Here is a 21,513-nt window from a genome sequence, read left to right as displayed (position 1 = left end):
TATTTTTAATTTTTATTATGTAATTCCGGTAATCTTGATTTTGCCAATAAAGCCGCTTTAGCTAAAGCAGTTGTTGCCACTGGGTTTAGCAATAACACCGCAATGGCCGCCAGTATTAATTTAAAACTGGTCAAGGAATTATGCTGTAAACAGCTAAGGCCAATTAGTGCTAACGGTAACCCACAAGAATCAATAAGCCCTGCTGCATGGATTTTTGTATAGAAATCAGGAAATCTGAATAAACCGATAATTGCAGAGAAAATTACAAATAGACTGAATATTATTAATCCCCAGCCAATTAATGTTAATATAATACTCATAAATCATACTTTTGTTTGATGGCGAGGCAAGCTTGATTCATATGCTTATAATATGTATCCACTTTATAATATATATCACGAGCTAAACTTCTCCAACTCAAATGCATTTTGTAGAACTTATTTAGGAGAAGTCGGATAAAATTGCTCAGTGTCGCTTCATTTCCTTAGCTTCTTGACACGTATGCTTGTACTAAAGTGTGCAAAAATCTTGATAGAGACAACACACAGATTTTAAAAATATTCACAGTAGCTTTTGCTGCTTATCTTCATCCATTTCCACAAATACTTCTTCCCAGGAACCGGTCGTTGCTGCCTTGGTGTATTCAGTAACTCGGTTTTCAAAAAAATTAGTATGTTCAACTCCATTCAGAATTTCATCCAACCACGGTAAAGGATTATTATCCACTAGGTATATTTCTTTTAGCCCTAATTGCATCAATCGGCGATCAGCAATATAACGTATATATTGTCTTACCTCACGAGCGGTTAGACCTTGAATACCACCTACTTCAAACGCAAGTTCAATAAAAGCATCCTCAAAATGTACGATAGTAGCACAAGCTTCATATAGACGACTGCGTAAACTTTCTGTCCATACTTCTGGATTCTCACGGACGAAAGTTTTGAATAATAGTATAATTGAATTAGTATGTAGCGTTTCATCGCGTACCGACCAAGTAACTATTTGCCCCATGCCCTTCATTTTATTAAAACGTGGGAAATTCAATAATATAGCAAAAGAAGCAAATAATTGTAAACCCTCAGTAAAGGCACCAAATACTGCTAAGGTTGTTGCAATATCATGTTTGGTCTCCACTCCAAAACGCTGCATATAATCGTATTTATCTTTCATTTCTTTATATTTCATAAATGCTTGATATTCTATCTCTGGCATTCCTACTGTATCAAGTAAATGAGAATAGGCGGCGATATGAATGGTTTCCATGTTAGAGAATGCTGAGAGCATCATTAACACTTCTGTAGGCTTGAATACTCTAGAATAGTGCTTCATATAACAGTTGTTTACTTCAATATCTGCTTGCGTAAAGAAGCGAAATATCTGAGTAAGCAAGTGTTTTTCCCCGGGACTTAAATTATATTTCCAATCCTTGACATCGTCAGCTAGTGGAACTTCTTCAGGTAACCAGTGAATTTTTTGTTGAATATGCCACGCCTCATAGGCCCATGGATAAGAAAACGGCTTATAGATCGGACGAGCATCAAGTAAAGACATAAATAAAAAACTCCCTAGTGTTAATCATTGCGTAGTATTTTTGTCTCCAAACATGTCATTGACTAAGAGCGAGCTTAGTGACTAAGGCAATTCGGTATAATTTTTATGAGCTTAGTATTATTTGCATATCTTTGTGAGGTATACCAGCTTCTATATATTCGTCACTACAAATAGTAAATCCAAGATTTTCGTAAAATGGGATTGCATGTGTCTGCGCTCCAAGAGTTGCTATTTTTACTTTGTCAGAATTTCTGATCTCTTTTAGAAGATATTCCATTAATCTTCTGCCAAGCCCTTGGCCTTGGTATTCCGTAAGTATAGCAACACGTTCAATTTTAGCTTTATTCTGTATATATCTTATTCTAGCAGTTCCTGATACAAAATCATCTAATCGGATTATATAGTGATCGCCATCGCAATCGAGTCCATCTAGTTCTTCTTCTTCAAGAACGTTTTGGCCTTCTATAAAAACTTTTCTACGAATTTTTAGACATTCTTCTATGTCTTGATCTGGTAAGATCTTGTAAATCAATATATTCATGAAATCTTCTTTTTGTTACAGCTAACTTTCGCATAGCCGTTATTATACGTTATTATAATTGTCGTACAATGCTAGTAACCACCCCACAAATATAACAATCTTCATCTACCACAGTAGAAGAAAGTGGAGTATTTTCGGTAACTAAAAAAATACCAGTATTATCAATTTTTAATCTTCTAATAGTAAATTTACTATTAATTACAGCAATTACAATATTATTATTAATAGGCTCTATAAACTTATCAACCACAAGTAAATCATTTTCATATATTCCAGCATCAACCATTGATTCACCAGTTACCTGAACAAAAAAGGTAGTACTGGGGTTCTTAATTAGATGTTTGCTTATATCAAGTTTTATAAAAGTTGGATTATCAATAGCAGCAGGAGACCCTGCTTGAACTTTCATATTAAAGAATGGTATAGGGCATGGTTCTGTAATAGCACAGAATAGAATTTTGTTTATTTCCATATGCGACTGTAACATATTTAAATTGTAAAAACCTTAAATGGTAGTATTTTATGAAATTTAGAATTTTTGGATAACGCTAGTAACAACTCCCCAAATATAGGAACCTTCTTCCATTTTTATAGGTAAAAACTTGGTATTTTCTGGCATTAAAAATGCTTCATTGTTAATTATTTTTAATCTCTTAACTGTAAACTCATTATTAACTACAGCAATTACAATCTTGTTGTTGGTAGCTTCTATTGCTCTATCAACGACAAGTAGGTCATTTTCTTTTATTCCAGCATCAATCATAGATTCACCAGTTACCTGAACAAAAAAAGTAGCATTAGGATTCTTAATCAGATGCCTATTCAGATCAAGCCTATTGCACATATGTCCGTCAGCAGGAGAAGGAGAGCCAGCTTGAACTTTCATATCAAAGAATGGTATTTCACATTCATCCGTAATCGAAGCTTGTGAGATTTTGGTTACTTTCATAAAATCTTAATTCAATTATTTAATAGTAAATCAAGAATATAAGAATCAAGAAATTTAAGCAAACATTTATTTATAATCGATCTCTTGCATAAGCCAGAAATTGTTGAGAAATTTTAGAGAAAATGCAATTAACTCTTTGTTTGCCTATTTAACAACCATTTTGCTATCATAAAGACCAAAAGATTAACCATAGTACCAATAAACACGCCTTTTAGATTTAAATTCAGACAATTAGCGAGCCATTTTTCCCAGAGTAGAAAACTGGATACACCACAGATACTGCTAAATATCATCATTTTTTGAGATATGGTAACTCCAAATAAGGCGAAAATCAGTGGAACAATAATCATTGGGCTCCAGAAGCCAGCAATAAATACTACTAAATCAACAACACTAGCAAAGTTAAGAGCGATGATTATTGCACTACTGCCGATAATTATATTGGCAATTCTAGCGATTAGTAATAGTTGTCCTTGATTACTGAGGTTAAAGATCGGACTTAAAAAATCTTTAACTAAAGTAATTGAAGTTATATTTAAATCAGAATCAGCAGTAGACATCACTGCAGCAAGTAAGCCGACAATGATAAATCCTTGTAAACCTACTGGTATAATTTGCTCAATCAGGTATGGCAATGCTTGCTGTGGTGTTTGTTCTGGATATAAATGATAGGCGATCAGGCCATTTGTGGTTACAAATATAAGAAACAGAGCATATATGAATGATTTTATATAGATAGCTTTACTAGTTTCTTTATAGTTAGCATTGATTAGAATTCTTTGAATAAAACTAGGATATAGTCCCATCACCGCAAAACCAGCTGTTGCCGCAATCGTATCTTGCAGTAGAGTGTTTGAATTATCAAAGAGAATTTTATTGGTGGGTAATTGTTCAATAAAATTATATATCCCTATTTGATGAATACCCACTATACTAATGACTGGTATAGCTAAAATCATCGCAAAAAATTGTAACACATTAGTAAATACCACAGAACGCAAGCCTCCTATAGTAGTATAAATTATGACTATACCATAGCTTATAATCACCGCCTTAATATAATCAACTGCCAATATATACTGAAAAATACGTCCACTAACACTAATTTGCGCTGCAAGCAATCCGATAGACACAATCATTGCTGCTACTCCTGCAACATATCTACCTGGCTTACCGTAATAGCTAGCCATAATATCGCCGACAGTTTCAGCTCCGTGATGTTTGATAATTCTTGGAATAATATAGATGGCAATTAGAAAATCTATAGGGATTGTTAATATTAATCCATAAGTATAAGCAGCAGAACTTGCAAAAACTTTTTCTGAAATACCAAAAGTAGTGCCACCGCCAATTGAGGAGGCAAATATCGTCGCTACTAGGATTAATTTGGAGGTATTTTTTGAACCTTGGAGATTGGCATAATGTTTGAAATTATTTGAGCGCGAACGATAATATATCCCCATCCCAAGTATAATTAATAAATAAGCAAATACGATAATATTATCTATCATGAAGTTTTGAGCATGGTAGTTAACTTAAATGATAATAATAGAGAAGGGATGGTCATAATTGTAACAAAAAGAAAAAAATTCTGCCAACCAAACTCAATTACTATATATCCAGAGACTGTCGGAAAAATCGATCTTGAAAGTCCCATCATACTCGAAAAGAAAGAATATTGAGTTGCTCGAAATTTACCATGGCATAAAGAAGCAATATAAGCAATATAAGCAGCCATGGTCATCCCTCCAGTTATACTTTCAAAGCCAATGACGATAAACAGTAAAATTAAATTATTACCCAATATTGTTTGTACAATAAATAGGCTATGAGCTATAGCGTGTAAAATACCAAATATTAATAAACTATTTTGAATGCTATGTTTGTTCATAATATGGCTGGCTACGAGTCCGCCAATTATTGCAGCACTAATACCAAAAAACTTGCCAGCACTAGCAATTTCGAACTCATTATAACTAAGATGAATTAGAAAAGGATTAATCATAGTATTGATAAAATTATCTGGTAAACGATACAATATTAGAAAAATTATAATTAAACTCAAATATGACCAAGAGCCTATAGGTTTTAAGATATTATTAATAAAACTAAAAATATTCTTATTTTTTACTGATGCTGTAAAGTTGGTAGGTGGCTCTTGATAATTTTTGTTATATAAGGTTATTATTAATAAACTAGATAAAAATATTATTAATATAGCAAAGATCATATATACATGCTGCCAACCAATTTTGGCAGACAAATATATAGCACCCGAACTTGAGAGCAACATACCTATACGATAACCAAATATGTATATGCCTGATGCTGCCCCTTGAGATTCTTTAGGAATAATTTCAGTCCTAAGAGCGCCAAGGACAGTATCCAACGCTGAGCTTAGTAAAGAGATAATCAATCCTAAGATTCCAAATAATAATAAATTATGTTGTGGTGATAATTTGCTTAGAAACAATACAAATAATGCCAGAGTGAATTGTAGCACACAAATCCAAGATAATCGGTGGCCTAATAGCTTTGATAAAAAACCAAGAGTTTTAGTATCAAAAATCGGCGCCCAAATAAAATTGATAGCGTAGGGGATAGAGATGAAGGCAAATATACCAATAGCACGAATGTCAATATTTTCTTTGGCTAGCCAGTAATTTAAAGTATTACCGCTAATCATTAAGGTGAACCCGCTAGTTGCACCAAATAACCAAATAATAAATAATTTGTCTTTAGTTAACATGGATTTATTTACTTAGATAAGACAGTTTGCACCACCTTATCAAGTAAATATTATAAAGTATATGTTTAACTTAAAAATTTAGACTCTCACCTAGGTTGACTTATATATATCTCTTTCACTTGGAGCGTTGATAAATATAAAAACCATTGTCATCCCGAGCTTGTTTCGGGATCTCATCAATTCGCGAGAGATCCTGCTCTGGAACAGCCACGAAGTGAAATAAATTCAGGATGACATTACCAACTTTTCATTTACACGAAGTATATTCCCTCAATGATAATCGTCTGGTGCTATCACATTGTGGCCTGCTAGGAGGGATGCGATAACATCATCATAATGTCGTGCTGTTGTTAATATCAGTTCTAGCACCTCATCCTGATACTCTTGCGAATTAGGCGATAGTAGTTTTTGACATAAATTTTCATTTAATTTAATGCCATGCTTCATACAAAAAACAATTAACCCAAAATTACCAGTGGCATTGAACAGATTATGATAAAAACTACTAAATGCGTCTACAGTTATCGTTCCTTGTTTCTGTTTTATGTGATCAAAAGCGTTCATCTATATATATTATAATATTAAATCAATATATTTATTGTATAATTATAATAAAAACTTAAGGGTGCGATGGTTTGAGATTATAGATCGAAAGATGGTGGTTGTTGAAATTTGAGGGTATTCAATGAACTGTGTCAAGTCCGTCATTACGAGGGCTAAGCCCGAAGCAAAGCAATCCAGAAATGAATAACATGTTTACTGGATTGCTTCAACAACGCCCTCGCAATGACACGGTAGGGATTGCTTCAACTTCATCTCAGCTCAGACGGCTTGTGATATACAGTTCAGTAAACACTCTCTAAAATGTACTAAAAATCCGTTACTCTACCTTTATGTTGCCAATCGCCATATGTTGTAGGATCTTGCCCCTTAGCTCCGTTAATTTCTTGAGGTATTTTTTCTTTTGGCAATATTTCCTTTGTTGTTATATCATTATCTTTATTCATCTTATTATTCTCACCATATGACTTTTAATCATTTACATCGAATATATACTAATACAATTCTAAATGAAAACCTAGTTATAAATATAGATGATCCTCAGCATCAACATTATCTAAAAACAGTATTAAGGTTAAAAATCAAAGATCAGTTTAGGATATTTAATAGCGAAGACGGAGAATATCTTGCTCAAATTCTACAATTATCTAAAAATAATCTGGAAGTAAAAATATTATCTTGTTTAAGAAAGTCGCTAAAGGAGCCTGAGTTAATTTTAGGAATATGTTTGATTAAAGCTGATCGAATGCTAGAAGCAGTAAATATGGCAGTACAGCTTGGTGTTACTGAGATTGTGCCATTAATTTCTGCAAGATCACAATTGCGGAATATTAACCATCAGCGTTTTCTAAAATGTATAATCGAAGCAACTGAACAGTCAGAGCGATTATTAATGCCGTCTTTTAAGCCATTAATGTCTTTAGAGAATTACATCAGTACAATACAAATTAATGAAATGATAATTTATGCCAATGAAAAAGAAAACATTGCAAATACAATGAAGCTTATTAAACACTGGCCTGATAGAATATTGGTGATTATTGGCTCAGAAGGTGGCTTTACCGAAGCAGAATTGAAAATGCTGGCAACGCTATCAGGTAGCATCTCAATCAGTTTAGGTAATAATATATTGCGTACAGAAACTGCAGTAGCAACAGCTATTGCTCAAGTCCAATTAATGAGAGAAAAATTATGTCACTTGGAGAATTATTGGTAATTGTGCTTGTAGCTTTGTTTGTGCTTAAACCTGAGGATATACCAGTTATTTTAAATAAAATAAAACAATTCAAGCTATTTTGTAGTAATTTAAAAGATCAAGCAATATCTTATATTGATCCACAAGATAATAATAAAAATCAAGAGCTTACCACCAATATTACAGAGATTAATTTTTATTTGGAAAAAATTATAGCTTTACAGGACAATTATCAAGGAGAATATTCCTTGGAGCAAATAAAGTCTAAATATCAGGAACTTGTCCAGAAGGAATTAGACAAACAAAAAGCAGGCCAGCTCTCTAAGCTAGAATAAGTTGAATTTCGAACACGCTCTTAGAATTTCTTCGAGGCCGACTGATCGTGGATCTCAGTATTGCTCCAGCACATAAACTAGAGAAATAGCTAAATCTTCAATTGTTGAATACTTAGAATGTTATTATAATCGCAATTGCTTATAAATAAACCGAGAGAGAGGTATAACAGATATCAACAAAATGTCAACGCAAAGTTAAAATGTCAGGTTATGGGCAATACAGAAATGTCGTGTTTCTACTTTTTTGAGTATTATTTAAGTTAATAGAATCCCAGGTTCTATTAACTATGCCACTAAGTCATTCTTAAAATCATCTCTTTTACTCCATGGTACAGGAATAATCTGATAATTTTTTAAAGCATCCTGAAAATTTTCAGAAATAGGTTTTTCACTATCATTTATAAACGTATATGCCTTGGCATCAGGCGCACGAACTTCTCTGGTATCAAACCAATCTCCCATAATACTGGTCGCTTTATTTTTATTGGGAGTATTCACTACCTGAATCATACGTTCAGGGGCATATTTTGATTTTGGAATAAGAAAATCAAAGTGCCTAAGATAACCAGATTGACCTAAAAATGCAACCCTTTCAGAATATCGGATATCATAACTATCCAGCCACATTTGCACATTTTCATAAAATAACGCAACAATATTAGGTCTAGCCAGGTAAAACATATCGTTAACAGCAAGAATTGCTTGAATAAGATTATGTTTATTTAAAGCAAAATTTTGGTGATTGGTTTTAACAAACATTTCATTATTATTTTTATGTACACCAAAACCATTAAGAGTTACTTCCAGAAATTTTTGTCGTTTATCAGAATCCAATATACAGCCAGACTGTTCTAAATCATCAATAGTCCAGCTATCATCAGTAAGAATATAACTATCTCCTTCCTGCTTTAGATAAATTTGAATGTAATCGTTATGACAATCAAGATAAGGAGTAGTGATCTCAACCCAATCTTTTAATTCTTTCCAGGCTGTTTTATCTTTTAACCATCTATAGTAATCATTCAAAAGATGTTCTATATTTAAGGTCATGAGAATAACCCTTTGCTAAAATTTGGTACTTCAATAATTTTGCAATATCGCATAAAGTCATGTAAAGTTTGCCAAAAATCATTTATATCCTGAAAAATATTATCTGGAATGGTAAATGCCCACTTATCACCATATCCTTCTCTATATAAGTGTAAATGTGGAATACCTATTTCTTCACCATTAGGATTCCTGTGAGGGCTTCCAAGATCAAGACGTGCGAGTATTATAGCATCTCTAGCTCGATTTTGATATTTCTGCCGCTTAAGATTTATTTTCCCTCTACTAATATCAAGCATAAAATGTTCTCTTTTATCAACAGATATTAAAGGCACTTCTATTTTACCACCAAGATCTGGGAGGCCCCAAGGATTGTCATCTATTTTGATTTTTTCCATTTTAAAAAGAGAATCAGCTTCATCTTGAGTAATGTTAACCTGTGTCATTTTTAGAACTTAATTTTTTTATAGAATACAAGTTATAGTATTTATTATAAAGTTTATATTAATAATAATCGTAAAAAATTTCTCATTAAACTAAGCCTTAAGCTATATGCTCTAGATGAGTTCGCGTAGGTGAACAACTGCTACGCTTTTTTGCTGGTAGTAGCTGTTGTCTACTCTGAGCATATTCCAGTAGACCTCTTTCGAAACTCATTTACCAAGCTCCCAATTATATAAACCAGCAATTAAATTGAACCTAAGACCAAATCTTTTGCGTCTATTTCGATATTTATCAGCAATTATTTTAAAACGCTTTAACATACCGATAACATTTTCATTTAATACTCTGTCACTTGCTAAACTTCTATTATTTTTCTTATCTTCTTTAGTTAAAGCATTCTTTTTACTCTTTTTCTTTGGTAGCTCAGAATTTGTATGAATCTTCTGTAAGCCTTGATAACCAGTATCAGTAATCACTTTAACCTCAGGCAGTATATGGGTTCTTGATTCTTTAAATAATTTAAAATCATGACGCTTACCATTGGAAAAAGAAGTGCATATGACTCGTTTGCTTTTCTTATCTACTACTATTTGAGTCTTTAACGTATGTCTTTTCTTTTTACCTGAGTAATAGTATTTCTGTTTTTTTGGGGTCGCTCTATAGGGCTTTCTGTAGCATCTATTAAAACTAATTCATACTCCATACCGCTTTTAACTAGAGCCTTCTTACCTGGAAGAGCAAAATCCGGATGTTTTATTAGAGTGTCTTCAACAAAACGAATTGTTTTAAATGCACTGCTTTCGCTAACTCCATAATTCTTAGCTATATGAAAATAGGTACGGTATTCCCTTAAATATTCAAGTGTCATTAATAGGCTGTCTTCCATACTAAGACTAGCTCTTCTGCCACCTTGGTACCTCCTATTTATTTGTTTCTCTGTCTTTAAAATCCCTACCATCTTTTCAAATGTACTATTTCTTACCCCTGTTAATCTTCTAAAATGCTCTTCCGATAAAATGCTTAAATTTTTATATCTCATATAGTTCTAAATTAAGTAAATTCGACTTTATAACATATTTAGTCCAGTTTCGAAAGAGGTCTAGTATATCAGCAAGATACTTATTATCCGTTACTATTTCTCCTTGCGCTAGCTCTTTTACCCTGTCGTAGAGAATACGATACTGAAGCTCTTTATCGTGGTAAAATACCTTTATTCCTCCTTCAGGATACTCATATAGTGTAATCTGTTTTCTCCGTAATTCTCTTGTTTGTATTGTATCTTCTAACATAAATAATTGTCTATTATGCTGAAAAGTCAGGTTAATAGAAACAGTTCTTAAAGTCTTAAAACATAATATTTCATTAGGTAACATATGCGGTAATAGCTCTCTATGTAGGTCTTCACTATATATTGGAGCTTTAGCAAACTTATCATTATGTTCTTGGATAAATTCTTCTAAATAGCCGTTAGCATCTTTAATTGTTGAGATATTTCTTAATCTCAGTTCCTTAACTAGCCTGTCTTGTAAGGTTTTGTTAGCTCTTTCTACTCTGCCTTTAGCTTGGCTACTATTAGCACAAATAAGTTGGATGTCTAATTCCCTTAAGGCTCTACCAAATTGAGTAGCATTGCCTTCTTCTGCAGCTTTGTGATTAGCATTCCTAAAGACACTTAGTTTATCACTGTAAAAGGCGAGGGGACGACCATGTTTACTGATATAAGACTTAGTGGCCAAAAAGTAGGTTTGCATTGATTCAGAAGCCGTAAAATATAGCTGCATTAACTTACTGGTAGCATCATCAATATACACCAATAATGTACATTTAGATCCTCGATCTTCAAACCAATGGTGTAATGAACCATCAATCTGGATAAGTTCCCCATAACAATCACGACGATAACGTGGCTGATATAGCTAAACCTCTATAAAACGGTTATAATCAAAGGGTATAATTAAAATAATTGTTATGACATATTCGATAGATTTTAGAAAGAAAGTACTGGCTATCAAAGAAAAAGAGAAGATGAGTTTTGAATCAATATCAAAACGTTTTGGAGTAGGAAAAAACACGGTATTTGTATGGACTAAAAAAATATCTCCTCTAAAGAATAGGAATAGAGCTTCGAAAAAAATACCGATTGATAAATTGAGAGAAGACGTGGTGCAATATAGTGACGCGTATCAATATGAAAGAGCTGAGCGGTTAGGAGTGAGTAAATCTGGAATACAAAAAGCATTAAAGAAGTTGAACATTACGTATAAAAAAAGCTTTAAAACATCCGAAGGCAAAAGAAGAAGAGAGGTTAGAATTTCAGAATAAGATAAAAAAGTACGAGGCAGAGGAAAAAGTTATTGTCTTTACCGATGAGAGCGGGTTTGTCCATAGCGCGCCTAGAACTCACGGATATTCGGCAAAAGGCAAGAGGTGTTATGGTGTTCATGATTGGCATCCGTCAAAAAGAACTAATGTTATAGGGGCATTAGTAGGTAAATCGCTGCTAACCGTGTCAATTTTTGACGGCAATGTTAATACAGTTATTTTTAACAGCTGGGTAGAACAAGATTTAATACCGAAATTACCTAATAATTCCGTGGTTGTGACAGACAATGCAAGTTTCCATAAAAGTCCGTATTTAAAAACTATGATAGAAAAAGCTGGTCATATATTGGAGTACTTACCGCCTTATTCTCCTGATTTGAATCCTATTGAACCAAAATGGGCTCAAGCTAAATCTAGAAGAAGGAAATATCGCTGTGACGTAGACACTCTGTTTGAAAAGTACATGTTATAACCGTTTTATAGGGGTTTAGCTATAAGCTCGTTTAAGTCTTTGCCTTCTAGGAATCCATAAATTAGCTTCGATCATCCATTTACGAATAGTTTCGACTGAAATGTTATAATTATGGTGTTTAATAAGTTTCTCTGTAGCTAGAGTAGGGTCGAAATCTCTATAATGTTTATAGATTATTGCTAATACTTTTTCCTTAGTATCATTAGGAATAGTATGGCTCTTCCGTAGTTCCTGTGGGATAGCAATCAATGAGAATATGGGTTATAGGGTATGGATAAATATATAATCCTCAATAATAGCCGTCAAAATGTCAAATTTTACACTCCCCTTAGATATAGATTCTCTAAAAATAATAGCTCAAACCATTGATACGCAAGGGAATATCATCTTTGACGTAGAAAGCACAAAGAAGGAAACAGCCTGCCATAAGTGCGGACAATTAACAAATAAACGGTATGGTTTTGGCGAAACAATAACAGTACGCCACCTGTCTATCCTAGACACACCGGTATACTTGCGTATACGCGTTGCTCGATATGAATGCCAACATTGTGATGATCATCCGGTTACGTCGGAACAGTATGACTGGTGTGAAAGAAAATCTAAAACAACCAAAGGTCTTGATAAATATATAAACCGCCAACTAATTCATAGTACTATCGAGGATGTCGGTAAAAAAGAACAGATTAGCTCTGAAATCGTAGAGTCTGCTCTTAACAGGAGCGTTAATATGATTGTGGATTGGGCGATGTATACTAATTTGGAAACAATAGGAATTGATGAAATTGCTGTAAAAAAAGGTCACAACGATTATTTAACGATCGTCAGCGTTAAAGACAAATCTGGTGAGTTATCGGTGATCGCCGTCTTGCCGGATAGATTAAAAGAAACCGTAAAAATGTTTTTAGAATCAATACCAGGTCATTTAAAGAAGACCGTAAGATCCATCTGTACCGACATGTATGATGGATTTGTCAAATCTGCAGAAGAGGTATTTGGGAAACGACTTGTTGTTATTGACAGATATCATGTATCAAAGCTTTATAGAGAGCCGCTTGACAGGGTTCGTATTGAAGAAATGAAGCGTCTGAAATCTCTGTTAACTCCAGAGGATTATGCAAAGCTCGAAGGTATGATGTGGGTTGTTCGAAAAAAACACGAGTGCCTTTCTATCCAGGAAAAAGCAATACTGGAATTTATGTACATACATTCACCATTGCTTAAAGAAGTTCACAAAATGGCTATCAAGTTAACTCATATTTTTAATGCGCATCATAATCGTAAAATGGCTCTGACGCAGATAAGCCGATGGATTCAAAGCGTCCAAAATAACAATCTTACTTGTTTTGACGGGTTTATAAAAACACTGGAAAGATATAAAGCAAACATTCTCAATTATTTTAAAAGTAGAAAAAATAGCGGGTTTGTCGAAGGGCTTAATAACAAAATTAAAGTCCTCAAAAGGAGGTGTTACGGAATATCAAAACCCACATCATTTTTTCAAAGATTGTTTCTTGATCTTAGAGGATATAAGGCCTTTGCATAAAACCACAGGAACTACGGAAGAGCCAATAGTATTGTTACTTGGTTTACCTCGTTTTTTAGATATCAGCCCATAATACTCATCGTTCTTGTAGTTCTTGACTAAGCGTTGTACTTGACGAATACAAATACTCAACTGCTCAGCTACTTGAGCTTGTGTTAGTTTACGTTCTATTAGTTGTTTAATAAGATCTAGGCGAGTTAGCTCTAAATGACTCATCGTGAATAACTCCATATGACATCCTTTATGAATTTACTGGAGTTATTCACTCTAACAAATTATTATAAAGACGACATTTGAACTTTGTTAAAACACGACATTATCGCTTTGGGCTTACACAAAAAAGTTTCATAATATATATTATGGAAAATGAATAGAGGTGTATCACTAATAACCGCCTAAAGTAACTCTTATTACGGAAACTATTTTGACGTAAGGTAAATTAGATGGTTCAACTCAGAGCCTAAGTTGACTAGCTTGTGGACTAAATACATAGAATAGGTTCGGGATCTCGTGATACTTGTTTTAACTCTATATAAGCGCAACAAATGTTAGTAGACTCACATTGTCATTTAGATTTATTAGCCGATAAAACTAAAGATAGTTTGTCAGATATTATAGCTCGTGCCAATAAAAACGGTGTTAACTATATGCAAACTATCTGTACCAAACTTGATGATTTTCCAAATATCTTAAAAATTGCAGAAGAATTTGAAGCTGTTTATACATCAGTTGGAGTACATCCAACTGATGCAATTGATACTCTTTCTTACTTAGAACTAATAAAACTATCAGAGCATATTAAGGTGATTGGTCTCGGTGAAACTGGACTGGATTATTATCATGATTCTACTAGAAAAAAACAGCAGAAACACAGCTTTCTTCAGCATATAATTGCTGCACAAAGCACTACTCTCCCTGTTATCGTACATACTCGTGAGGCAGAGGAAGATACTATTGATATTATCACTAGCGAGATGAAGAATTCAGCATTTCCAGGGCTAATTCATTGCTTTACCGCTTCAAAGCATTTAGCACAAAAAATGCTTGATCTTGGGATGTATATTTCGATTTCCGGGATTATCACCTTTAAAAATGCTGATCATTTACGAGAAATAGTGAAATTTCTACCATTAGATCGATTATTAATTGAAACAGATTCTCCTTACCTAGCACCAGTACCAATGCGTAGTTCTGTTAATGAACCAGCCTTTGTAGAATTTGTAGCTGCTGCGATTGCAGATCTTAAAAATATTTCTAAAATGGAGCTAGCACAGCAGACAACTGATAATTTCTTTAAACTTTTTAATAAAGCGCAAATTAAGCAATCATAGAAGTAGAGCGGTTCAAAAACTCACCGATATTGAGTTATATGCTGAATAATATGGTCGGTAAAAATTTTTAATTTTGATAGCATATATGGCAGTATTATCAGCATACTAATATAAATAGTAAGAATCTTAGGTACGAATGTTAATGTGGTTTCCTGGATTTGTGTTAAAGCTTGAAATAATGAAATAATCAAACCAACTGCTAAAGATAAAATTAGTATAGGGCTAGAAACGGCAATCAAAACATACAGCGCTTCTCGAGTAATTTCATTAAAAGAACCTGTATCCATAATTGTCTTATATTCCTATCGATTATTGATCTATATAGTTGAGATGTGTCCACGAGCCTGAATTTAACTCTACACTTGTTTATCGGTTGGATCCATGATATTTTTTGCCATACGATAGTAAACTGTACTATACAATTTATTAGAGTTTGCATATTTTCTACTACGTATTGAAAAACTACCAAACCCTCTAATCTCTATCCGATTATGCTGAACAAGCGCTGCAGTTAAGTATTCTAAAACTAAATTGACGACCTCACTGCTATCTTCTTTCGATAAATAGCTGATTTCTTTACTTAGAGCTTCTATTAAGTCGTTTTTAGTAGCCATTAATACCCGTTAATATACCCTCTTGGTTGGTGGTACCGACTCCACTTCATCAGTCATAGTAGTAAGCGTTACCGGCTTATAATCAAGAGTTACCGCACCAACATCATCAAGTTGCGCTAAGGTATGTCTCATCCAGTGCTCATCATTTCGCTCAGGGTAGTCTTCTCTTGCATGAGCTCCACGACTCTCACGTCTGTTAACAGCAGAATGCATGGTTAGTACTGCTTGATCTAATAAATTAGACAATTCCAAAGCCTCTACTAAATCACTATTCCAAATTAATGAGCGATCAGCAATAGCAACATTAGTATATTCTGATCGCAACTCATCAATCATCGATACACCTTCATTTAGTACTTCTTCATTCCTAAACACCGCCGCATGATTTTGCATTACTCTTTGCATTTTTAAGCGTAATTTTGCGGCAGTAATTTCACCACTAGCATGACGAACCTGATCAAAACGACTGAGTATTTGATCAAGAGCTGATCCAGATAAAATTTTATGAGAAGCCCCAGGCTTAATTATTTCTGCAGCTTTTAACGAAGCTGCTCTACCAAACACTACTAAATCCAGTAACGAATTTGACCCCAACCGATTTGCTCCATGCACCGACACACAAGCAACCTCACCGATTGCCATCAAATTTGGAATTATTTCATTAGTACCATCTTTAGCTTTCTTGAGAACTTGTCCATGATAATTGGTAGGTATTCCTCCCATATTATAATGCACAGTAGGTAAAACTGGAATTGGTGCTGAGTTTATATCAACTCCTGCAAAAATTTTTGCAGTTTCAGAAATTCCAGGTAAACGTTGATGTAAAATCTCTGGGGATAAATGATTTAAATGTAAATATACATGATCTTTAAGCGACCCTACACCACGACCAGCTCTAATTTCCATGGTAATTGCTCTTGACACCACATCTCGTGAGGCAAGATCTTTAGCTGATGGCGCATATCTTTCCATAAAACGTTCGCCTTCAGAATTAACCAGATAGCCTCCCTCACCTCTTGCTCCTTCAGTAATCAAACACCCGGAGCCGTAAATTCCAGTTGGATGAAATTGAACAAATTCCATGTCCTGTAATGGAATTCCAGCGCGCACTGCCATACCACCGCCATCTCCAGTACAAGTGTGAGCAGAGGTGGCAGAAAAATATGCTCTTCCATAGCCACCAGTAGCAAGTACTACACAAGAACTACGAAAACAATGAATATTACCATCGTCAAGGTTCCAAGCTACCACTCCTCGACACTCACCATCTTCCATAATTAAATCTAAAACAAAATATTCAATAAAGAACTGCGCTTTATGCTTTAGTGCCTGTTGATATAAAGTGTGCAAAATAGCATGTCCCGTACGATCTGCTGCGGCACATGTTCGTTGTGCTGGCTTACCTTTACCGTAAGCAGTGGTCATACCACCAAATGCTCGTTGATAAATCTTACCATCGACTGTTCGCGAAAAAGGAACGCCATAATGTTCTAGCTCTAATACTGCAGCTGCAGCATTTTTACACATATATTCTATGGCATCTTGATCACCTAACCAATCAGAGCCTTTAACCGTATCATACATATGCCAACGCCAGTCATCTGCGCCCATATTACCGAGAGCAGCACTAATTCCCCCTTGAGCTGCAACTGTATGACTACGAGTTGGAAATACTTTGGTAATACAGGCGGTAGAAAGCCCAAGACTTGCCATACCAAATGTGGCGCGCAAGCCTGCCCCTCCAGCACCAACAACTACAACATCAAATTCATGCTGGATAATATTATAAGCTTTTGACATGTATAACAATTCCTCTTAGATATTGGTCATCGTATAAAACAAAGCCACTATAAACGCAATTATAGTGATTAAACAAAATATTTGTAATAATACTATAAATGTAAAGCGCAAAGCCAAGCAACTAATATAGTCTTCTATTATTACCTGCATTCCCAACATCCCATGATATAACGAAATCACTACAATTATACCCAATGGGACTATATTATATGGTTTTTGTATTATCGTAATAAAGGTACTTAAATCCTTATTGCAACTACATTTAATAAACATTAATAACCAAATAGTAAAAAACACCATTATAATTGCTGTTAAGCGCTGGTGCCACCAATGATGCGTTCCTGTTTTAGAACTACCTAAACCCTTTGCTTTTGCTAAATTTGTACGTAGATTCTGCATTAATTTATATCCTCAATTATAGTGACCACCAAAATATTAAAGTAAAAAAGAATGCACATATTACTGCTAACCACCCAGTAACATTAATTGAATTTATTGAAAAACATTTACCTGTATCCCATATTAAATGCCGTATGCCGGTACATAAATGATAAAAACCGGCTAAACTAATAAAAAACAATGCCACCTTTAATAAGTTGCATCTTATTAATTGTATATAATACGGATCAAATTTACTAAATACCCATAAAATAAACCACCATGTACTAATAGCGATGGCAAAAAACAGCATTACACCAGTCAAACGATGAAAAATTGACAGTACAGAACTAATTTGTTTGCGATATATCGTGATATGCGGAGAAGTTGGACGATTAATGTGAGGATCTTGCCTTGTTTTTGTCATTATGAGCCTATAAATTTATCCTATATCACAAGCAGAATATGGTGATTAGTTTTTATTTGAAAAGATAATAGCGTTTACACAACTGCGATGCAAGGTTATGTTAAATTTGCTAATTAAAAATTATCATAACGGGGTAATTAGTACATAAATTTATAGACATAGCCTAATTAATTAGTTATAAACAGCTCGTGAACTTGTATTGTGGCTGGGTAGCTCAGTCGGTAGAGCAAAGGACTGAAAATCCTTGTGTCGCCGGTTCGATTCCGGCCCTAGCCACCATTCCTTGGTCACAATTTAAATACTTTAACACAGCAAGATTAAGCGTAAATAAGCTGAATAGACGTGCATGTTGCGTGTTATTCACAGGGATAAAACGTCGGTCATCCAACTCACTTCCATAATTATCTATGTAACTCCGATTTCAATAATATCTTTGAGCACAAGGCCATCCCTATACCTAAAGTCGTCCCGAACTTGTTTCGGGATCTCAGCAGGACTTCATAAGATCCCGGAAACAAGTTCGGGATGACAGTATGTGTGTTAGGGGGTAGACGAAGGTCAAAATCAAGAAGTGCTAGGAGTTCTGGAATCGAGTCGCAGCGTATAACTTCATACGCGAGGAACACAGATTTCCAGTAACGACAACGCAATTCGCAGATTTTCACCGAGTATGCCTACCGAGTATACCTTGTGAGACGCTTGATGATCTCTTCCCTACCAATCAAAGGAAGAATGTTTTTTAACTCCGGCCCTCTTTCCATTCCAGTAATGGCGAGCCTAAGCGGCATAAACAATTCTTTACCACTTTTACCACTAGCTTCATTAATTTTATTTACCCATTTACTCCAAGTATCAACATTTACTGCCTCATTTGGAAACAAAGTTTGAGCCAAGCTAATAAATTCTTTGTCTAATCCAGCAACTAATTCAGGTTTATATAATATTTTCCACCATTCTTTAACTTCATGCAATTTTTGTAAATTTGGTCTTACGGTTAACCAGAACTGCTCATCAATTTGTAGTCCAAATTGCTGTAATCTATTCTGTACTTCGATGAAACTTAATTCTATCAATAGTTTATGATTTAAACGCTCTAACTCTAGCGGTAAATAAGTAGTAGGACTTTTAGAAAAACTATTGAGATCAAATTCTTTAATTAAATCCGACAGAGTCTTGCAAACTGAGACTGTTTTCGATGATCCAATAGTACTAAAAAAACTATTGACAGTCATTGCTTCAAAGCCTGCTTGATCACGAAGAGCAGCGATTTCAAACCCCCCTACTCTTTTTGAAATTTTCTCGTCACTTGCCTTAATTAGGCTTAAATGGCCAAAGTGTGGCGCAGTTGTTGCTAGAGCAGTAAACATTTCAATTTGAATCGCAGTATTAGTAACATGATCTTCACCACGAATAATATCAGTAATATTATAGTCAATGTCATCAATTACTGAACACAACATATAAGTCATACTGCCGTCTTCTCTAACTACAATAGGATCACCTAGATGAGCACCAGCGTACTTTACCTCACCTTTCACCAGATCATTCCATTGAACCAGATCTGCTGTTATTAGAAAACGATAATGAGGTTTACGGCCATTTTGAATGTAATCTTCAATTTGTTGCTTTGATAAGTTTAAGCTAGCCCGATCATAAATAGGAGGCAACCCATTGTTTAACTGCAATTTACGCTTTACTTCCAATTCTTCTGTGCTTTCAAAACAAGGATATAATCTGCCCTGCTCTATCAATTGATTTTTGATCAATTGATACTTATCTAGTCTTGCTGATTGAGTAATTAATTGATCACAATCCAACCCCAACCATTTTAAATCCTTTACTATAGCTTCTTTGTACTCTTCCTTGCTGCGTACAAGATCAGTATCATCAAAACGTAAAAAAAACTGTCCATTATTTTTCCGAGCATATAGAAAATTAATTAGTGCTGTTCTAGCATTGCCAACATGCAACATTCCTGTTGGTGATGGCGCAAATCTGGTCTTAACCTGTTTGATCATATTATTTTTTATTAATAAATTTTATATTTTAGAGCTTTTACTAAATCTGAGCGGTAATATTTGTCTAAAATTGAGAGTGTTCAATGAACCATATGCGTCAAGTTAAGGAAAAGAGACGTAGAACAGTCTTGCTTGTGCACCACACTGTCAAGCCACTCACACCGTCATTGCGAGACCATTTATGGTCGAAACAATCCAGGAAGATATGTTTTACTGGATTGCTTCGTCACCTGACGGCTCCTCGCAATGACGTGAGGGAGTTCCCAAGCAAAACGGTTATATCGTCTTTTTTTCCTTAACTTGACGCATATGGTTCATTGAACACTCTCAATTTTAGACAAATATTACCACTCACATCTAGTAAGAGCCGTATATTCCTGTTGTAATAAAGAAGTTATTCTACTATCAGCAAAAATTATTTGCTGCGATTGTAACGCAATTGAATTTACCAATTTTACTTCAGCAGCAGTACCAGTCAAAAAACATTCATCATATTTTTCTATATCTGATAAGGATATGTGCTTTTCTTGAACTTCAAGACCTAATTTCTGAGCCAAACTGATAATAGTTTGTCGAGTAATGCCATTTAAAAAACTATCTGCGATTGGAGTTATCAATCTATCTTTGTTTACAAAAAAGATATTGGTGGTTGTGCATTCCGCAATATACCCACGCCAATCAAGTAAAATAGCATCATTATATCCTTGAAGCTTTGCTTCTTCCAGCGCTACTATCATCATTGCATAGTGACCTGATGATTTAACCTGCGGTGGCCATGATTCTGGGTGTGGTTTACGCCAACGACTAACATGTACACTAACATTATCTACTACTCTCGGAGCAGATACAATTGCTGCAATCATTAAATTTACTGACAAACTTTTGTTAGTAAGGTTTAATGACTCACTTCCGCGCCAAACTAATGGGCGGATATAGGCATCAGAAATCTTATTTTTTGTAATTATCGACTCATGCGCCGCAATAATTTCATCGAAGCTATAAGGAACTTGCATTTGCATGGTATTTGCCGAAGCTAGCAATCTGTTAGTATGTTCATGAACTTTAAAAACTCGACCTCCATATGCTTTCTCTCCTTCAAATACAGCTCCCGCATAATGCAAACTATGAGTTAATGCATGTATCTGTGTATCTTGCCATTTTACAAGATCACCATTAAGCCAAATATATAATTGATCCGTCGATGCAGTTGCCATTGTTAATAACCCACAC

Annotated in this window: 26 protein-coding genes, 1 tRNA gene and 2 pseudogenes; 7 read left to right on the top strand and 22 right to left on the bottom strand. The window is 34.6% G+C overall.

Features of this window, described 5'->3' with window-relative positions; all coding sequences use genetic code 11:
- Positions 1 to 5 precede the first annotated feature (5 nt).
- From R2I74_RS01665 to R2I74_RS01625, 9 genes and pseudogenes are all read right to left on the bottom strand, one after another.
- A complete protein-coding gene (locus tag R2I74_RS01665; RefSeq protein ID WP_394355810.1) occupies positions 6 to 320 on the bottom strand; it encodes a Na+/H+ antiporter subunit G in 315 nt (104 codons plus the stop codon).
- A 241-nt stretch (positions 321 to 561) separates the two neighbouring features.
- The gene (locus tag R2I74_RS01660; protein WP_316353376.1) at positions 562 to 1,554 is read right to left on the bottom strand and encodes a ribonucleotide-diphosphate reductase subunit beta; all 993 of its coding nucleotides are present in this window, start codon (positions 1,552 to 1,554) and stop codon (positions 562 to 564) included.
- Between the two features lie 103 nt (positions 1,555 to 1,657).
- Positions 1,658 to 2,095 (bottom strand): GNAT family N-acetyltransferase, encoded by a 438-nt coding sequence (locus R2I74_RS01655; protein WP_316353373.1) that lies wholly within the window; start codon positions 2,093 to 2,095, stop codon positions 1,658 to 1,660.
- A 52-nt stretch (positions 2,096 to 2,147) separates the two neighbouring features.
- Entirely contained in the window at positions 2,148 to 2,567 is a 420-nt protein-coding gene (locus R2I74_RS01650) for a LexA family protein (RefSeq protein ID WP_316353371.1), read from the bottom strand.
- Between the two features lie 57 nt (positions 2,568 to 2,624).
- A complete protein-coding gene (locus tag R2I74_RS01645; protein ID WP_316353369.1) occupies positions 2,625 to 3,044 on the bottom strand; it encodes a LexA family protein in 420 nt (139 codons plus the stop codon).
- A 128-nt stretch (positions 3,045 to 3,172) separates the two neighbouring features.
- A complete protein-coding gene (locus R2I74_RS01640) occupies positions 3,173 to 4,555 on the bottom strand; it encodes a sodium:solute symporter family protein (protein ID WP_316353365.1) in 1,383 nt (460 codons plus the stop codon).
- The gene (locus tag R2I74_RS01635; protein ID WP_316353364.1) at positions 4,552 to 5,793 is read right to left on the bottom strand and encodes an AmpG family muropeptide MFS transporter; all 1,242 of its coding nucleotides are present in this window, start codon (positions 5,791 to 5,793) and stop codon (positions 4,552 to 4,554) included. The genes R2I74_RS01640 and R2I74_RS01635 overlap by 4 nt, the downstream gene beginning before the upstream one ends.
- A gap of 270 nt (positions 5,794 to 6,063) precedes the next feature.
- Complete coding sequence (locus R2I74_RS01630) at positions 6,064 to 6,357, bottom strand: hypothetical protein (protein ID WP_316353362.1); 294 nt, start codon at positions 6,355 to 6,357, stop codon at positions 6,064 to 6,066.
- Positions 6,358 to 6,662: 305 nt separating this feature from the next.
- Positions 6,663 to 6,785: pseudogene (locus tag R2I74_RS01625) on the bottom strand (DUF1674 domain-containing protein); the annotation flags it as partial.
- Positions 6,786 to 6,817: 32 nt separating this feature from the next.
- On the opposite strand from R2I74_RS01625, the gene R2I74_RS01620 reads away from it, so the two are divergent.
- Together R2I74_RS01620 and R2I74_RS01615 are read left to right on the top strand one after the other, a co-directional pair.
- Complete coding sequence (locus tag R2I74_RS01620; protein WP_316353361.1) at positions 6,818 to 7,570, top strand: 16S rRNA (uracil(1498)-N(3))-methyltransferase; 753 nt, start codon at positions 6,818 to 6,820, stop codon at positions 7,568 to 7,570.
- Positions 7,546 to 7,884: a Sec-independent protein translocase subunit TatA/TatB gene (locus tag R2I74_RS01615; RefSeq protein WP_316353359.1), complete on the top strand. Its 339-nt coding sequence runs from the start codon at positions 7,546 to 7,548 to the stop codon at positions 7,882 to 7,884. The genes R2I74_RS01620 and R2I74_RS01615 overlap by 25 nt, the downstream gene beginning before the upstream one ends.
- 285 nt (positions 7,885 to 8,169) lie before the next feature.
- Here R2I74_RS01615 and R2I74_RS01610 read toward each other — a convergent pair whose 3' ends face one another.
- From R2I74_RS01610 to R2I74_RS01595, 4 genes and pseudogenes are all read right to left on the bottom strand, one after another.
- On the bottom strand, positions 8,170 to 8,934 hold the full coding sequence (locus tag R2I74_RS01610; RefSeq protein WP_316353357.1) for a DUF1829 domain-containing protein: 765 nt from the start codon (positions 8,932 to 8,934) through the stop codon (positions 8,170 to 8,172).
- On the bottom strand, positions 8,931 to 9,377 hold the full coding sequence (locus tag R2I74_RS01605) for a DUF6978 family protein (RefSeq protein WP_316353356.1): 447 nt from the start codon (positions 9,375 to 9,377) through the stop codon (positions 8,931 to 8,933). The genes R2I74_RS01610 and R2I74_RS01605 overlap by 4 nt, the downstream gene beginning before the upstream one ends.
- 207 nt (positions 9,378 to 9,584) lie before the next feature.
- A protein-coding gene (locus tag R2I74_RS01600) for an IS5 family transposase (RefSeq protein ID WP_316353063.1) occupies positions 9,585 to 10,414 on the bottom strand; the annotation gives its coding sequence in 2 pieces (ribosomal slippage) (positions 9,585 to 10,024 and positions 10,024 to 10,414; 831 coding nt in all).
- Positions 10,404 to 11,285: pseudogene (locus R2I74_RS01595) on the bottom strand (ISNCY family transposase); the annotation flags it as partial. The pseudogene R2I74_RS01595 and the gene R2I74_RS01600, both read right to left, overlap by 11 nt.
- 58 nt (positions 11,286 to 11,343) lie before the next feature.
- Between R2I74_RS01595 and R2I74_RS01590 the strand changes: the two are divergent.
- Positions 11,344 to 11,697, top strand: a complete 354-nt coding sequence (locus R2I74_RS01590) for an IS630 transposase-related protein (RefSeq protein WP_316353116.1) — start codon at positions 11,344 to 11,346, stop codon at positions 11,695 to 11,697.
- Positions 11,636 to 12,169 carry an IS630 family transposase gene (locus tag R2I74_RS01585; protein WP_316355231.1) on the top strand — a complete coding sequence of 178 codons (534 nt, stop codon included), beginning with the start codon at positions 11,636 to 11,638 and terminating at the stop codon, positions 12,167 to 12,169. Before R2I74_RS01590 ends, R2I74_RS01585 begins: the two co-directional genes overlap by 62 nt.
- Before the next feature lie 15 nt (positions 12,170 to 12,184).
- On the opposite strand, the gene R2I74_RS01580 is transcribed toward R2I74_RS01585, so the two are convergent.
- Positions 12,185 to 12,418, bottom strand: a complete 234-nt coding sequence (locus R2I74_RS01580; RefSeq protein WP_316355363.1) for a hypothetical protein — start codon at positions 12,416 to 12,418, stop codon at positions 12,185 to 12,187.
- 58 nt (positions 12,419 to 12,476) lie between these two features.
- Here R2I74_RS01580 and R2I74_RS01575 point away from each other — a divergent pair, with 58 nt between their 5' ends.
- Positions 12,477 to 13,715: an ISL3 family transposase gene (locus tag R2I74_RS01575; RefSeq protein ID WP_316353355.1), complete on the top strand. Its 1,239-nt coding sequence runs from the start codon at positions 12,477 to 12,479 to the stop codon at positions 13,713 to 13,715.
- Here R2I74_RS01575 and R2I74_RS08155 read toward each other — a convergent pair.
- Positions 13,662 to 13,931 (bottom strand): helix-turn-helix domain-containing protein, encoded by a 270-nt coding sequence (locus R2I74_RS08155; protein WP_394355809.1) that lies wholly within the window; start codon positions 13,929 to 13,931, stop codon positions 13,662 to 13,664. The genes R2I74_RS01575 and R2I74_RS08155 overlap by 54 nt on opposite strands.
- 329 nt (positions 13,932 to 14,260) lie before the next feature.
- On the opposite strand from R2I74_RS08155, the gene R2I74_RS01570 reads away from it, so the two are divergent.
- Positions 14,261 to 15,046: a TatD family hydrolase gene (locus tag R2I74_RS01570; RefSeq protein ID WP_316353353.1), complete on the top strand. Its 786-nt coding sequence runs from the start codon at positions 14,261 to 14,263 to the stop codon at positions 15,044 to 15,046.
- Between the two features lie 20 nt (positions 15,047 to 15,066).
- On the opposite strand, the gene fliQ is transcribed toward R2I74_RS01570, so the two are convergent.
- The 5 genes from fliQ to sdhC all read right to left on the bottom strand — a co-directional run bounded on the left by fliQ (position 15,067) and on the right by sdhC (position 18,265).
- Positions 15,067 to 15,333, bottom strand: a complete 267-nt coding sequence (fliQ, locus tag R2I74_RS01565) for a flagellar biosynthesis protein FliQ (RefSeq protein ID WP_316353351.1) — start codon at positions 15,331 to 15,333, stop codon at positions 15,067 to 15,069.
- A 69-nt stretch (positions 15,334 to 15,402) separates the two neighbouring features.
- On the bottom strand, positions 15,403 to 15,660 hold the full coding sequence (locus R2I74_RS01560; protein WP_316353348.1) for an HU family DNA-binding protein: 258 nt from the start codon (positions 15,658 to 15,660) through the stop codon (positions 15,403 to 15,405).
- Positions 15,661 to 15,669: 9 nt separating this feature from the next.
- On the bottom strand, positions 15,670 to 17,460 hold the full coding sequence (sdhA, locus tag R2I74_RS01555) for a succinate dehydrogenase flavoprotein subunit (RefSeq protein ID WP_316353347.1): 1,791 nt from the start codon (positions 17,458 to 17,460) through the stop codon (positions 15,670 to 15,672).
- 15 nt (positions 17,461 to 17,475) lie between these two features.
- Entirely contained in the window at positions 17,476 to 17,859 is a 384-nt protein-coding gene (gene sdhD / locus R2I74_RS01550) for a succinate dehydrogenase, hydrophobic membrane anchor protein (RefSeq protein ID WP_316353345.1), read from the bottom strand.
- A gap of 16 nt (positions 17,860 to 17,875) precedes the next feature.
- Positions 17,876 to 18,265, bottom strand: coding sequence for a succinate dehydrogenase, cytochrome b556 subunit (sdhC, locus tag R2I74_RS01545; protein WP_316353344.1), 390 nt, complete (start codon positions 18,263 to 18,265; stop codon positions 17,876 to 17,878).
- Positions 18,266 to 18,468: 203 nt separating this feature from the next.
- Between sdhC and R2I74_RS01540 the strand changes: the two genes are divergently transcribed.
- A tRNA-Phe gene (locus tag R2I74_RS01540) sits at positions 18,469 to 18,544 on the top strand.
- A 395-nt stretch (positions 18,545 to 18,939) separates the two neighbouring features.
- On the opposite strand, the gene gltX is transcribed toward R2I74_RS01540, so the two are convergent.
- Both gltX and R2I74_RS01530 read right to left on the bottom strand, forming a co-directional pair.
- On the bottom strand, positions 18,940 to 20,280 hold the full coding sequence (gene gltX / locus R2I74_RS01535) for a glutamate--tRNA ligase (protein WP_316355241.1): 1,341 nt from the start codon (positions 20,278 to 20,280) through the stop codon (positions 18,940 to 18,942).
- 347 nt (positions 20,281 to 20,627) lie between these two features.
- Positions 20,628 to 21,497 carry a branched-chain amino acid transaminase gene (locus R2I74_RS01530; RefSeq protein ID WP_316353343.1) on the bottom strand — a complete coding sequence of 290 codons (870 nt, stop codon included), beginning with the start codon at positions 21,495 to 21,497 and terminating at the stop codon, positions 20,628 to 20,630.
- Positions 21,498 to 21,513 lie beyond the last annotated feature (16 nt).

The sequence above is a fragment of the Candidatus Trichorickettsia mobilis genome, from assembly GCF_963422225.1.
Classification (GTDB): Bacteria; Pseudomonadota; Alphaproteobacteria; order Rickettsiales; family Rickettsiaceae; genus Trichorickettsia; species Trichorickettsia mobilis_B.
This window is presented reverse-complemented; position numbering and strand designations above follow the sequence as displayed.

Excerpts from the sequence above, each read along its gene's own strand:
- R2I74_RS01645 (WP_316353369.1), bottom strand. The coding sequence starts at position 3,044 with ATGAAAGTAACCAAAATCTCACAAGCTTCGATTACGGATGAATGTGAA.
- R2I74_RS01630 (WP_316353362.1), bottom strand. The coding sequence starts at position 6,357 with ATGAACGCTTTTGATCACATAAAACAGAAACAAGGAACGATAACTGTA.
- R2I74_RS08155 (WP_394355809.1), bottom strand. The coding sequence starts at position 13,931 with ATGAGTCATTTAGAGCTAACTCGCCTAGATCTTATTAAACAACTAATA.
- R2I74_RS01610 (WP_316353357.1), bottom strand. The coding sequence starts at position 8,934 with ATGACCTTAAATATAGAACATCTTTTGAATGATTACTATAGATGGTTA.
- R2I74_RS01660 (WP_316353376.1), bottom strand. The coding sequence starts at position 1,554 with ATGTCTTTACTTGATGCTCGTCCGATCTATAAGCCGTTTTCTTATCCA.
- R2I74_RS01640 (WP_316353365.1), bottom strand. The coding sequence starts at position 4,555 with ATGATAGATAATATTATCGTATTTGCTTATTTATTAATTATACTTGGG.
- R2I74_RS01590 (WP_316353116.1), top strand. The coding sequence starts at position 11,344 with ATGACATATTCGATAGATTTTAGAAAGAAAGTACTGGCTATCAAAGAA.
- R2I74_RS01605 (WP_316353356.1), bottom strand. The coding sequence starts at position 9,377 with ATGACACAGGTTAACATTACTCAAGATGAAGCTGATTCTCTTTTTAAA.
- R2I74_RS01560 (WP_316353348.1), bottom strand. The coding sequence starts at position 15,660 with ATGGCTACTAAAAACGACTTAATAGAAGCTCTAAGTAAAGAAATCAGC.
- R2I74_RS01635 (WP_316353364.1), bottom strand. The coding sequence starts at position 5,793 with ATGTTAACTAAAGACAAATTATTTATTATTTGGTTATTTGGTGCAACT.
- R2I74_RS01650 (WP_316353371.1), bottom strand. The coding sequence starts at position 2,567 with ATGGAAATAAACAAAATTCTATTCTGTGCTATTACAGAACCATGCCCT.
- fliQ (WP_316353351.1), bottom strand. The coding sequence starts at position 15,333 with ATGGATACAGGTTCTTTTAATGAAATTACTCGAGAAGCGCTGTATGTT.
- R2I74_RS01655 (WP_316353373.1), bottom strand. The coding sequence starts at position 2,095 with ATGAATATATTGATTTACAAGATCTTACCAGATCAAGACATAGAAGAA.
- R2I74_RS01665 (WP_394355810.1), bottom strand. The coding sequence starts at position 320 with ATGAGTATTATATTAACATTAATTGGCTGGGGATTAATAATATTCAGT.
- sdhC (WP_316353344.1), bottom strand. The coding sequence starts at position 18,265 with ATGACAAAAACAAGGCAAGATCCTCACATTAATCGTCCAACTTCTCCG.
- R2I74_RS01620 (WP_316353361.1), top strand. The coding sequence starts at position 6,818 with ATGACTTTTAATCATTTACATCGAATATATACTAATACAATTCTAAAT.
- R2I74_RS01570 (WP_316353353.1), top strand. The coding sequence starts at position 14,261 with ATGTTAGTAGACTCACATTGTCATTTAGATTTATTAGCCGATAAAACT.
- R2I74_RS01530 (WP_316353343.1), bottom strand. The coding sequence starts at position 21,497 with ATGGCAACTGCATCGACGGATCAATTATATATTTGGCTTAATGGTGAT.
- sdhA (WP_316353347.1), bottom strand. The coding sequence starts at position 17,460 with ATGTCAAAAGCTTATAATATTATCCAGCATGAATTTGATGTTGTAGTT.
- R2I74_RS01615 (WP_316353359.1), top strand. The coding sequence starts at position 7,546 with ATGTCACTTGGAGAATTATTGGTAATTGTGCTTGTAGCTTTGTTTGTG.
- R2I74_RS01575 (WP_316353355.1), top strand. The coding sequence starts at position 12,477 with ATGTCAAATTTTACACTCCCCTTAGATATAGATTCTCTAAAAATAATA.
- sdhD (WP_316353345.1), bottom strand. The coding sequence starts at position 17,859 with ATGCAGAATCTACGTACAAATTTAGCAAAAGCAAAGGGTTTAGGTAGT.